The sequence below is a fragment of the uncultured Agrobacterium sp. genome, assembly GCF_913777885.1.
In the GTDB taxonomy this organism is placed as follows: domain Bacteria; phylum Pseudomonadota; class Alphaproteobacteria; order Rhizobiales; family Rhizobiaceae; genus Agrobacterium.
This window is the reverse complement of record NZ_CAJYTV010000017.1, coordinates 343,624-355,236: the sequence shown is the minus strand read 5'-3', so window position 1 is coordinate 355,236 and position 11,613 is coordinate 343,624. Positions and strand designations below refer to the sequence as shown.

At 61.5% G+C, this 11,613-nt stretch carries 11 protein-coding genes and 1 riboswitch; of the genes, 5 read left to right on the top strand and 6 right to left on the bottom strand.

Going from position 1 to position 11,613, the window contains the following annotated elements:
- Window positions 1–6: 6 nt before the first annotated feature.
- The 6 genes from QZ869_RS16775 to thiC all read right to left on the bottom strand — a co-directional run bounded on the left by QZ869_RS16775 (window position 7) and on the right by thiC (window position 5,344).
- Entirely contained in the window at window positions 7–402 is a 396-nt protein-coding gene (locus QZ869_RS16775; protein WP_296106033.1) for a winged helix-turn-helix domain-containing protein, read from the bottom strand.
- Window positions 399–1,406, bottom strand: coding sequence for a P1 family peptidase (locus tag QZ869_RS16770; RefSeq protein ID WP_296106031.1), 1,008 nt, complete (start codon window positions 1,404–1,406; stop codon window positions 399–401). The genes QZ869_RS16775 and QZ869_RS16770 overlap by 4 nt, the downstream gene beginning before the upstream one ends.
- A 174-nt stretch (window positions 1,407–1,580) precedes the next feature.
- Window positions 1,581–2,354, bottom strand: coding sequence for a thiazole synthase (locus QZ869_RS16765; RefSeq protein ID WP_296106028.1), 774 nt, complete (start codon window positions 2,352–2,354; stop codon window positions 1,581–1,583).
- Between the two features lie 3 nt (window positions 2,355–2,357).
- Window positions 2,358–2,555 (bottom strand): sulfur carrier protein ThiS, encoded by a 198-nt coding sequence (gene thiS, locus QZ869_RS16760; protein ID WP_296020276.1) that lies wholly within the window; start codon window positions 2,553–2,555, stop codon window positions 2,358–2,360.
- Complete coding sequence (gene thiO / locus QZ869_RS16755; RefSeq protein WP_296106026.1) at window positions 2,524–3,519, bottom strand: glycine oxidase ThiO; 996 nt, start codon at window positions 3,517–3,519, stop codon at window positions 2,524–2,526. The genes thiS and thiO overlap by 32 nt, the downstream gene beginning before the upstream one ends.
- A 1-nt stretch (window position 3,520) precedes the next feature.
- Window positions 3,521–5,344 (bottom strand): phosphomethylpyrimidine synthase ThiC, encoded by a 1,824-nt coding sequence (gene thiC / locus QZ869_RS16750; RefSeq protein WP_296106024.1) that lies wholly within the window; start codon window positions 5,342–5,344, stop codon window positions 3,521–3,523.
- Between the two features lie 107 nt (window positions 5,345–5,451).
- Window positions 5,452–5,563: riboswitch (TPP riboswitch) on the bottom strand.
- A 176-nt stretch (window positions 5,564–5,739) separates the two neighbouring features.
- Between thiC and QZ869_RS16745 the strand changes: the two genes are divergently transcribed.
- From QZ869_RS16745 to QZ869_RS16725, 5 genes are read left to right on the top strand one after another with little or no spacing between them, the layout of a single operon-like run.
- Window positions 5,740–5,991, top strand: coding sequence for an acyl carrier protein (locus QZ869_RS16745; RefSeq protein ID WP_296106022.1), 252 nt, complete (start codon window positions 5,740–5,742; stop codon window positions 5,989–5,991).
- Window positions 5,991–7,172, top strand: a complete 1,182-nt coding sequence (locus QZ869_RS16740) for an acyl-CoA dehydrogenase family protein (protein WP_296106021.1) — start codon at window positions 5,991–5,993, stop codon at window positions 7,170–7,172. The genes QZ869_RS16745 and QZ869_RS16740 overlap by 1 nt, the downstream gene beginning before the upstream one ends.
- A gap of 4 nt (window positions 7,173–7,176) precedes the next feature.
- Window positions 7,177–8,088, top strand: coding sequence for an amino acid--[acyl-carrier-protein] ligase (locus QZ869_RS16735; RefSeq protein WP_296106019.1), 912 nt, complete (start codon window positions 7,177–7,179; stop codon window positions 8,086–8,088).
- Between the two features lie 16 nt (window positions 8,089–8,104).
- The gene (locus QZ869_RS16730; protein WP_296106017.1) at window positions 8,105–9,091 is read left to right on the top strand and encodes a DUF1839 family protein; all 987 of its coding nucleotides are present in this window, start codon (window positions 8,105–8,107) and stop codon (window positions 9,089–9,091) included.
- Complete coding sequence (locus QZ869_RS16725) at window positions 9,088–11,553, top strand: glycoside hydrolase family 2 protein (RefSeq protein ID WP_296106016.1); 2,466 nt, start codon at window positions 9,088–9,090, stop codon at window positions 11,551–11,553. Before QZ869_RS16730 ends, QZ869_RS16725 begins: the two co-directional genes overlap by 4 nt.
- The last annotated feature ends 60 nt before the right edge of the window (window positions 11,554–11,613 follow it).

Below are 11,613 nucleotides of genomic sequence, written 5' to 3'. Positions count from 1 at the left end.
GTGGCCCTATTGCGGGGGCGCATCCTGCGTCTTGCGATCGTCGGCTCCCCGGTTGGCTTCCAGCCAGTCGAGATCGGCCTGCAGCGCCTCGCGCATGCGCGCTTCCATGCCGCGAAAGCGCGCCAGCAGCTCTTCGCCAAAAGGCGTCAGCCCCGCACCGCCGCCCTGCTTGCCGCCGCGCTGCGATTCGATCACCGGCTCTTTGAACATGTGGTTCAGCGCATCCACCAGCAGCCAGGCACGGCGATAGGACATGTCCATAGCCCGTCCCGCCGCAGAGATGGAGCCGGTGGCGGCGATATGCTCCATCAGCTCGATCTTGCCGCGACCAAGCCGCTCGCCCGGTGGAAAATCCACCCGCAGCACGGGCTTGAGAGGCGGGCGCGATGGCGTGTCGCTCATGGCTGCGCGGCTCCGAAGCGATCCCGCCAGGAAGGCTGCGCGCCCTCATGGGGAAGCGCGCTCGCCTCAAACAAACCGCGGGCAATGGCACGTGCCATGACCAGCGTGGCGAGATGGCAGAGTTCGGCAAAATCCGTTGGTTGCGCGAGCGGCTTCCTGCCGGTGGCTGCAGCAAACATCGTGTCACCATCGCTGGAAAGATGCGAAGGCAGGACGGCGCGCGCTAGCCCGTCATGCGCCATAATCGAAAGACGATGCGCCTGGGCCTTAGTGATCACCGCATCCGTGACCACCGCGCCAATAGTCGTGGCCGTCAGCGTCACGCCCTTGATGCGCAGCGCCGTGTCGGCCTCGGTGAACTGTGTTGGCAGGCCAAGCCCGCCAAATTCGCCGTCGCGCTCGAAAGGGGCGGACCAGAAGTTTTGCGTGGTGCCAACCGTTGCCGAGCCCAGGGCATTGACCGCGACAATCGCCGCAATCGTGATACCGGTGGAGGTCCTGGCACTGGCAGAGCCCAGCCCGCCTTTCACGGTCGCAGTCGTGGCACCCGTTCCGGCCCCCACGGTGCCGAGCGCAAAGGGCCCGTGCAAAGCGGCTTTAAACGCCTCGTACCCCATGTCACGATAGGGCGAATGCAGACCCCAATCCTTGTTGCCGCCATTCAAGAGGTCCATCAGGATCGCCTGCGGCACGATCGGCACGCGGGTATTGCCCACCGGAAGACCGCGCCCGGCCTGTCGCAACCCCGCCTGCACCCCACCTGCCGCATCCAGCCCAAAGGCCGACCCACCGGAGAGCACAAAGGCATCCACCGCCTCAACCGTCATGGATGGATCGAGAAGGGCCGTATCGCGCCCACCCGGCGCGCCACCCAGAACCGAGCCGGAGGCAATGGCCGGCTCATCGAAAACGATGGCTGTCACGCCGGAGCCAAGGGTGAGATCGGTGGCATGGCCCACCGCAACACCATCAATATCGATCAGCAGATTGTGCAAGGGCGGCATTCCTTCTGTTGTCCTGCCGGTATCCCGCTGTGGGGCGGTGTTGTCAATTGCGGGATAGTCACTGTTGCCGGGGGTCAGCCTCACCCGCCCTCATTCCTGTGCTTGTCACAGGAATGAGGAGAGCAGGAGACCTCGCGCACAACATGACAAGGGTGCCACCCCCTTACCAAGCCCTCACGAAAACACCGCCGTCCCGATCACCGGCGTGGACGGTACCGCCATGTCGCGCGGCTCCAGCATACCGGAGAGATAGGCCTCGCGCCCTGCCGTCACGGCCTTGGCAAAAGCCCCTGCCATGATCACCGGGTTTCCGGCACCGGCCACCGCCGTGTTGAGCAGCACCGCATCATAGCCAAGCTCCATCACCGTTGCCGCATGCGATGGGCGGCCAAGGCCGGCATCGACGATCATCGGCACATCGGGGAAATGCGCCCGCATGGATTTGAGTGCCACGAGGTTCAGCGGTCCCATGGCGCTGCCGATCGGTGCGCACCAGGGCATCAGCACCTTGCAGCCGGCCTCGATCAGTCGTTCCGCCACCACCAGATCGTCGGTCGTATAGGGAAACACCTCGAACCCCTCGTCTGAGAGGATGCGGGCCGCTTCCACCAGCGCGAAGACATCCGGCTGCAGTGTGTCGTGGTGGCCGATCACCTCCAGCTTGATCCAGTTGGTCTTGAATACCTCCCGCGCCATTTTCGCCGTCAGCACTGCTTCCTTGGCGGTATGGCAGCCCGCCGTATTGGGCAGGATGAGCCGGTCGAGTTCGCGGATCAGCTCGAAGAACTGCCCGCCCTTTTTGCCGCCTGCGGTTTCCCGCCGCAGCGAGATGGTGAGGATATCCGTCTTGCTGGCGCGAACGGCATCCGCCAGAACGGCAGGCGACGGATAGCGAGCAGTACCCAGCAACAACCTTGAGCTGACATCGCGATCATACAATCGAAGCATGGTTCATCCTCCCTGCATCGGGGAAAGGATTTCGATCCGGTCGGAATCCTTCAATTGAAATTGTGGGCGATCTTCCGCATGGACGAGATCGCCATTGACCGCCGTTGCCAGCCAGTCACCCTCATAGTCGAGGACCGAGAGAAGTTCTGAGAGCGTGGCGGCGGAAAGATCATGCACTTCGCCGTTGACGTGAATCCGCATGGGATACCTCCTTGTGGTCTAAAATATCGGCAGCCTGCCGCGCCATGGCAGGCGAAAGCAGGAAGCCGTGCCGGTGCGCGCCATTGATTGAGAGCGTCTTGCCCTCTTTCACAATGCGCGGAAGATTGTCGGGAAAGGCAGGCCGGATGCCGGTTCCGGTTTCGATGATCTGCGCTTCTCCGAAGGATGGATGCAGCGCATAAGCGGCGTTCAAGAACTCCATCATCGAGCGGGCAGAAATCGGCCCCGCCTCCTCCGTCTCGATCATCGTCGCGCCCACCATTAAGCGCCCCGGCTCACGCGGGACGATGTAGAGCGGAATGCGCGGATGGAGGAGCCGTACCGGGCGCGACAGCGAAACCTCACTCGTGGCGAGATAGAGCATTTCACCGCGCACGCCCCGAAGTCCTGAGAGCGATCCGACCTGCGCGTGGCCGGTGCAATCGACGATGCGATCGAAGCCGCCTTCATCGGGTGGCCCTCCGCCCAGATGGAAGGTGACGCCGCTTTCCAGCAAACGCCGATGCAGCGCCGCCATCGCCAGCCGCGGATCGAGATGGCCTTCGCCCTGGAAGAACAGCCCATGGCGGAAGCGCCCGGTAAGGTCCGGCTCGAGTGTGGCAATATCATCCTCATCAACCAGCCGGTAGCCGCTGGTGCGCGACGCAAAGCGGGTGAGTTCCGCCTTGTCCCGTGCGGATGCCACCACCAGCGTGCCGTGGCGTGTGACGAGGCCAGGTGTGGCCTCCTCCCACCAGTCGAGCGCCGATTGTCCGAGGTCGAGCACCGCCTGCTCGGCGCTCTCCCTTTCGCACCACGGCGCCAGCATGCCGCCGGCAAACCAGGATGCGCCTCGGCCGATGTGAGGGGCGGTGTCGAACACCGTCACCGCACATCCGCGCCGCGTCAGCTCAAGAGCAGCCGTCAGACCGGCAACGCCTGCGCCTTTGATCAGGATGCGCATCTCATTCACCGGCCACGGGCTTTTCCAGCGGCATGTAGAGATCGCCACCCTGACGGAATTTTTCCGCCATCGCCTCCAGCCCCTCCTTCTGGGCTTCGGCGCGGATATCATGGGAAATGCGCATGGAGCAAAATTTCGGCCCGCACATGGAGCAGAAATGCGCGACCTTGTGCGCTTCCTTCGGCAGCGTCTCATCGTGATAGGAGCGTGCCGTTTCCGGATCGAGCGACAGGTTGAACTGGTCTTCCCAACGGAATTCGAAGCGGGCACGAGACAGCGCATCGTCGCGCAACTGCGCTGCCGGATGGCCCTTGGCGAGATCGGCGGCGTGTGCGGCGATCTTGTAGGTGATGACGCCCACCTTCACGTCGTTTCGGTCCGGCAGACCCAGATGCTCCTTCGGCGTGACATAGCAGAGCATCGCCGTGCCGAACCAGCCGATCATCGCCGCCCCGATGCCCGACGTGATGTGGTCGTAGCCGGGAGCGATATCGGTCGTCAGCGGTCCAAGCGTGTAGAAGGGCGCCTCGCCGCAGGTCTTCAACTGCTTGTCCATGTTTTCCTTGATCTTGTGCATCGGCACATGGCCGGGGCCTTCGATCATCACCTGGCAATCTTTGGCCCAGGCGATCTGCGTCAATTCGCCGAGCGTCTCCAGCTCGGCAAATTGCGCCGCATCGTTGGCATCGGCAATCGAGCCCGGACGCAGTCCGTCCCCCAGTGAAAACGACACATCGTAAGCGCGGCAAATGTCGCAGATCTCGTCGAAATGCTCGTAGAGGAAGCTTTCCTTGTGGTGGTTCAGACACCACTTGGCCATGATCGATCCGCCGCGCGAGACGATGCCGGTGACGCGATTGACGGTCAGCGGAATGTAATGCAGGCGAACGCCCGCATGGATGGTGAAGTAATCGACGCCCTGCTCGGCCTGCTCGATCAGCGTATCGCGAAACACCTCCCAGGTCAGATCCTCGGCAATGCCATTGACCTTTTCCAGCGCCTGATAGAGCGGCACCGTGCCGATCGGCACCGGCGAGTTGCGGATGATCCACTCGCGGATATTGTGAATGTTGCGCCCGGTGGAGAGATCCATCACGGTATCGGCACCCCAGCGCGTGGCCCAGACCATCTTCTCCACCTCTTCCGCCATGGAGGAGGTAACGGCGGAGTTGCCGATATTGGCGTTGATCTTCACCAGAAAATTCCGCCCGATGATCATCGGCTCGGCTTCCGGATGGTTGATATTGGAGGGGATGATGGCGCGACCGAAGGCCACTTCCTGACGGACGAATTCCGGCGTGACGTGATCTGGAATATGCGCGCCGAAGCTTTCGCCATCGCGGAGAAGCTTCTCCTGCGCCGCCTCGCGTCCGAGATTTTCGCGGATGGCGATATATTCCATCTCCGGCGTGATGATGCCCGCCCGCGCATAGGCCAGCTGGGTGACGGCCTTGCCATCCTTGGCCCGCAGCGGCTGGTTGCGCACGGGAAATTCCGGCGTCAGCCTTTCGCCGGTGGCAAAGCCATTGTCTTCCGGCTTCACATGCCGGCCCTCATAGGCTTCGACATCGCCGCGTGCGATAACCCATTCTTGGCGCAGGCGCGGCAGACCTGCATCGATGTTCACCAGATGCGCGGGATCGGTATAGGGACCGGAGGAATCATAGACCGTGACCGGCGGCTCGCCAGCGGTGGGATGGACTGCAATTTCGCGCATCGGCACGCGGATATACGGGTGAAGAACGCCCGGCTTGTGCACCTTGGTGGAGGCCGGCAACGGACCGGTGGTAACGGTTGGGGTGAGGTTTTTAGCGGCAATGTTCATCGTGAGGCTCCAAAGCAAAACAGTGGAGACCCAGTTCGAGCATGAAGACGAAAAGCGCGGGGATAGACGTGATGACGGTTCCCCGGCGTTAAGCCGGTTCTGCCAGAATGCCCGCGTTTGCACCGTCCCTACGCCAGTATGAACTGGATCAGGTTCAACGGGTCACTGCGCGCTCTAGCAGTATCTCAGCCCCTTGCCGGGACCCCCCTGGTGAATGGCGCAATCAAAAACCTCATGGCGCCGATTGTCAAGCTGGCAGTCCACCTGCGCCAAAACTGCATAGCGCGCAAAGCAATGTCACTGGAAATTAACCGCTCCACTTATGACAATGTTATGGTTTTAAATGTAACCACGAAGAACGCTATGATGGCTCTAGTTTAGGGAGATGAGCTCAGATGAATTCTACTATCCGTGACGTGCTGGCAAAGTTTGGCCAGCTTCCCGTTTCCGTCGACACGCTTGCCGACGATGCCGATCTTTATGCGGCGGGCCTTTCCTCCTTCGCCTCCGTGCAATTGATGCTTGGCCTCGAAGAAGCCTTAGACATCGAATTTCCCGACAGCATGCTGAACCGCAAGTCCTTTGCCAGCATCACCGCCATCGAAACCACGGTCAAAGCCATCCTCGACGGGAAAGAGGCCGCCTGATGAACCTCGCCGTCGCGCCTCACCGTGAAGCACTGAGCGCCAGGGCGGCGCGGGTGGCGGCGATTGCCGCAAAACATGCCGACGTGGTGGATACCGAAGGCCGCTTCCCGAAGGAGGCTGTTGACGCGCTTCGACAGGAAAAACTGCTCGGCATCCAGGTTCCCGTTCACATGGGTGGCGAAGGCGCCACCATGCTGGAGCTTGCCGATATCTGCTCCATTCTCGGCCAGGCCTGTTCGGCAACGGCGATGATTTACGCTATGCACCACATCAAGGCCTCGAGCCTTGTGGAGCATGGCGAAGACAGCCAATGGCACAGCGCGTTCATGCGCCGCCTGTCAAACGAACAATTGCTGCTTGCCTCCGCCACCACCGAAGGCGGCATTGGCGGCAATCTTCGCAATTCCATCTGCGCCATCGAAGTGGATGGTGACATCTGCCGCCTGGAAAAGGACGCGACCGTCATTTCCTATGGCAGCGAAGCCGATGCCATTCTCATCACCTCGCGCAGCAACAAGGATGCCGCTCCCTCCGACCAGGTGATGACGGTGTTTCTGAAGCACCAGTACAGCCTGGAGCGCACCCACGTCTGGGATACGCTCGGCATGCGCGGCACCCGCTCCGACGGCTTCCTGTTCAAGGGCGAGGCTCCGGCGGAACAGATCTTTCCCAAGCCCTTTGCCGAAATCGCGGCCCAATCCATGCTGGCCACCTCGCATCTTCTGTGGAGCGGCGTGTGGTACGGCATCGCGTCCGACGCTGTGGCACGGGCGCAGAGCTTCGTGCGCGCCGCCGCCCGCAAATCGCCGGGGTCCGCACCGCCCGGCGCGCTGCGACTGGCCGAAGTGTCGAACAAGCTGCAGATCGTCAAATCCAACGTGATTGCCGGCATCAAGGCCTATGACGAGACCAGATCCGACCCGGACAAGCTGATGTCGATGGGCTTTGCCATTGCCATGAACAACGTCAAGATCTGCTCGTCCGAGACCATTCTCGAAATCATCGAACATGCCATGCTGATCTGCGGCATCATGGGCTACAAGAACGGCACGCCCTACAGCCTTGGCCGCCACCTGCGTGACGCGCATTCCGCCCGGCTTATGATTTCCAACGATCGAATCCTGAGCAATTCCGCCAATCTCCTGCTGGTTCAGAAGCAGGATACGAGCCTTCTGAGGTAGGACCATGGACGCACAAACATCTTTCCTCGACAGGCTCTTCGACAAGGGTTTTCTCATCGATACCGGCGTGGACGGTCTCTATGGCCGTAGCGGCCAGTTCGAGGACGTCATCACCGGTCTTGAAAGCCTTGTCAGCAAGGTGGGCGGCGGCGACAAGGCCGAAGCGATCCGCTTTCCGCCCGGCATCAACCGCGCTTACTTCGAAAAGAGCGGTTACATGAAGAGCTTCCCGCAGCTTGCCGGCACCGTCCATTCCTTCTGCGGCTGCGAGCTTGACCACATCAACCTGTTGAAGACAATGGATGAGGGCGGCGACGACTGGGCGAAAGACCAGAAGATCACCGATATCGTGCTCACACCGGCCGCCTGCTATCCGCTCTATCCGACCATTGCCAAGCGCGGCAATCTGCCCGATGGCGGCGGTCTCTACGACATCCAGTCCTATTGCTTCCGCCATGAGCCTTCCAAGGACCCGGCGCGCCAGCAGCTCTTCCGCATGCGCGAATATGTCCGCATGGGCACCGAAAGCGACGTCACCGATTTCCGCCAGCTGTGGATGGATCGCGGCGTGGCCATGATGGAAGGCATCGGCCTCGACGTGAAGCTCGATATCGCCAACGATCCCTTCTTCGGACGCGCAGGCCGTATGCTGGCCAATAACCAGCGTGACCAGAACCTGAAGTTCGAACTGCTGATCCCCGTCACGTCGACGACCAACCTGACCGCCTGTATGAGCTTCAACTACCACCAGGATGCCTTCGGCGCGAAGTGGGGTCTCAATCTCGCGGACGGCTCTGTCGCCCACACCGCCTGCGTCGGCTTCGGCCTGGAGCGACTGGCGCTCGCCCTCCTTGCAAAGCACGGGCTGGATGTCGATCAATGGCCGCAGTCGGTTCGCGATACGCTGTGGAACTGAGGCCTAAGAGGTACGCATGACGGCAATTTTTCCGGCTTTGAGCCCTGAGAGCCATGTCCCTCACCTGCTCCACGCATCCGACAGGATGTGGCCGGAAACCAATTGCTTTGTCGATTTGTGGATCGAGCTTGTGGCCTCGTGCGGCCTGCCGCCGGAAGCCATGTTCGGCTTCACCCTGACGCAGGATTTCGAGGGCGACCACTTCACCTTCTTCAAGATGCCGCTCGAAGACCTCGAAGCGCTCTACGGCATCCGCTCGACAGAGCTTGCGATCTTCGACGATGTCGAAACCCATATCGAAACGCAGCTGAAGCGTGGCCGCATTTCTCTGATCGAGGTGGACAGCTTCTACCTGCCGGATACCCATGGCGTGGGCTACCGCAAGGATCACGGCAAGACGACGATTGCCATCAACCGCATCGATCGCGACAATCTCACGCTCGACTATTTCCACAATGCCGGCTACTTCGCGCTGAACGGCGAGGACTATGCGGGCATTTTCCAGCATCACCTGAAGGAAACCGATCCGCCTTTCCTGCCCTATGCGGAGTTCGCCAAGTTCCCGGAAAAGCCGGTGTCTGATGAGCGACGTCGCGTGGTCGCCGAACGCCTGCTGGTGCAGCATTTTTCCAGACGACCGGCAAACAATCCCATCCGCGCTTTCTCGCAGGTCTTCCAGGCACAGGTGGAAAAGGTTGCCGACCGCCCCTTCGGCTTCTTCCACAAATATGCCTTCAACACGCTGCGCCAGCTCGGCGCCAATTTCGAGCTGGCGGCCAGCCATCTGCAATGGCTGCGCGGCGCGCATGCTTTCGATGATGCGGCGATAGAGGCCCTGAAAATTGCGGAAGTGGCAAAGACGGTGCAGTTCCAGCTGGCACGCGCCGTGGCGCGCCGCAAATTCGAACCGCTCGCTACCGTTCTCGATCCGGCGGCTGATGCCTGGGATCAGCTGATGGCAAAGCTCGACGCGACGCTCGATCACACGAGCGAAGCGGCGTGACGCTCCATATCCGACATGACGCCCTTCCCGGCCGGTTTCTGACGGAAGGCTGGCGGCTGACGCTGTCAGAGGCCAATGTCTTCGCACGCCCGTCTGACATCCCCGCAGACACGGACACCATCGTCGCCCCCGTTCCCGGAACGGTGGCCGAGGCACTGGAGAAGGCGGGCCAGTTCGACCGTTACAATCCAAAGCCGCTCAACCATCTCGATGCATGGTACCGGGTGAGGCTGGAAACGGGCGAACCGCAGACCGCGATACTGCATTTCGATGGCCTTGCCACCATTTCCGAAGTGTATCTGAATGACGAGGTCGTCGCACATTCGCAGAGTATGTTCGAAGCGCTTGAGGTCAATGTCGAGCTCTCCGGCTCAGACGAACTGGCGATCTGCTTCCGCGCCCTGAAACCGCATCTGGAAAAGACTGGCCCCCGCGCCCGCTGGCGTCCGCAGATGATGTCGACCCAGGGGCTTCGGCTGATCCGCACGACGGCGCTGGGTTACATGCCCGGCTGGTGCCCGGAGATCCACGCTGCAGGGCCATGGCGACCGATCCTGCTGGTTCGTGATGGTGAGGCAGGCTTTGATATCGCTGCCTTCAACACGGAACTGACGGAGGACGGAACGGGCGTCATTCGCCTGAGCGTCGAGGCGGCGGCGGCTTCCCATGTGGAGATCGGCTGCAACGGAACATGGCAGGCCCTTTCGTCTTCCGGCGACGGCACCTTTGTCGGAGAGTTACGCCTCGATGGCATCGAGCCATGGTGGCCCGCCACCCACGGCACACCTGCCCTGCATGAGGTGAGCCTGCGCATCGACGGCAAAACCCATGCACTCGGCAAGACCGGCTTTCGCCGTATCGAGATCGATCATGGGGCGGATGGCAAAGGTTTTGGCCTCAAGATCAATGGCGTGGCCACCTTCTGCCGCGGTGCCGTCTGGTCCAATGCCGATATCGTCCGGCTTCCCGGCAGCACCGAAGATTACGAAAAGTGGCTGCGCCTTGCAGCGGAAGCAGGCATGAACATGATCCGCATTGGCGGCACCATGGCCTATGAGACGCGGGACTTTTTCCGGCTCTGCGATGAGCTTGGCCTGATGGTCTGGCAGGACATGATGCTCGCCAATTTCGATTACCCGGCCAAGGACGAAAACTTCGTCTCCCATATCGAGAAGGAAACGGGGGACCTTCTGGCAAATGCGGCGCTGTCCCCTTCGCTCATCGTCATCTGCGGCGGCAGCGAAATCTATCAGCAGGGCGCGATGCTCGGCCTCGGCGAAACCTTCTGGAAAGGTCCGCTGACCGAAGAGATGCTGCCGCGCTTCGTCAAAGCCCGCCGCCCGGATGTCGCCTATGTGCCGAACTCGCCCTTTGGCGGCGCACAGCCCTTCTTCACCGATGAAAAGGTCGGCCATTATTATGGCGTCGGCGCCTATTGCCGACCGCTGGAGGATGCGCGTCGCGCCGATGTCCGCTTTGCTGGCGAGTGCCTCGCCTTCGCCAATGCGCCGCAGCAGAAGACGCTTGATCGGCACCTTCCCGTTGCCGCCGTTCATCATCCGGTGTGGAAAGCCCGCGTGCCGCGCGATCGCGGTGCCTCCTGGGATTTCGAGGATGTGCGCGACCATTATCTCCAGCTCCTCTACGATCTCGACCCTTCGAAGGTGAGACGCGAGGATAGCGAGCGCTATCTCGATCTGTCGCGTGCCGCCATTGCCGAGGTTATGGAAACCACCTTTGGCGAGTGGCGACGCAACGGCTCCTCCTGCCAGGGCGCCATGGTGCTGACCCTTCAGGATCTTGTACCGGGTGCGGGCTGGGGCGTGATCGATTCGACCGGTAAACCGAAGTCGGCTTGGTACGGGCTGAAGCGGGCATTTCGCCCGGTACAGCTGATCCTGACCGATGAAGGGACCAACGGGCTTGCCGTCCATCTCGTCAACGAGACGGCGGAAAGCCGCAAGCTCACCGTCGAACTCGCCTGCCTGCGCGATGGCCTGCAACCCGTCGTCCGCGGCCAGAAGCAACTCGATCTCGCACCGCGATCCAAGACAAGCCTTGCCGCCACCGATTGCTTTGGCGCATTCTTCGACACGACCTATGCCTATCGCTTCGGCCCACCTGCCCACGATGTGACGGTTGCAAGGCTGAAGAACGCTGTGACGGGAGAGCTGATTGCCGAAGCCTTCCACTTTCCACGCGGCCGCAGCGCGGCGTTGCATGCCGCAAACCTGACTGCAGCGACAGAGCAAAAGAACGGGCAATGGTTCCTGACGCTGACGACGGATCGGCTGGCCCAGTCGGTCAGTACCAGTGCCGATGGCTTCCGCCCAGCCGATGACTGGTTCCATCTGGCTCCCGGTGAGGCCAAGACCATCGCACTGATCGCTGAGGAGAATGCCCCTGCCGAGCCCCATGGCGAAATCCGGTCGCTCGGCTCACGCCTGCATTTTGGCTTCTAATAAAAAAGTTTCGCTTCCCTACGCGATATTGTAGGGAAGCGGCTTGTTTCACCACTATGT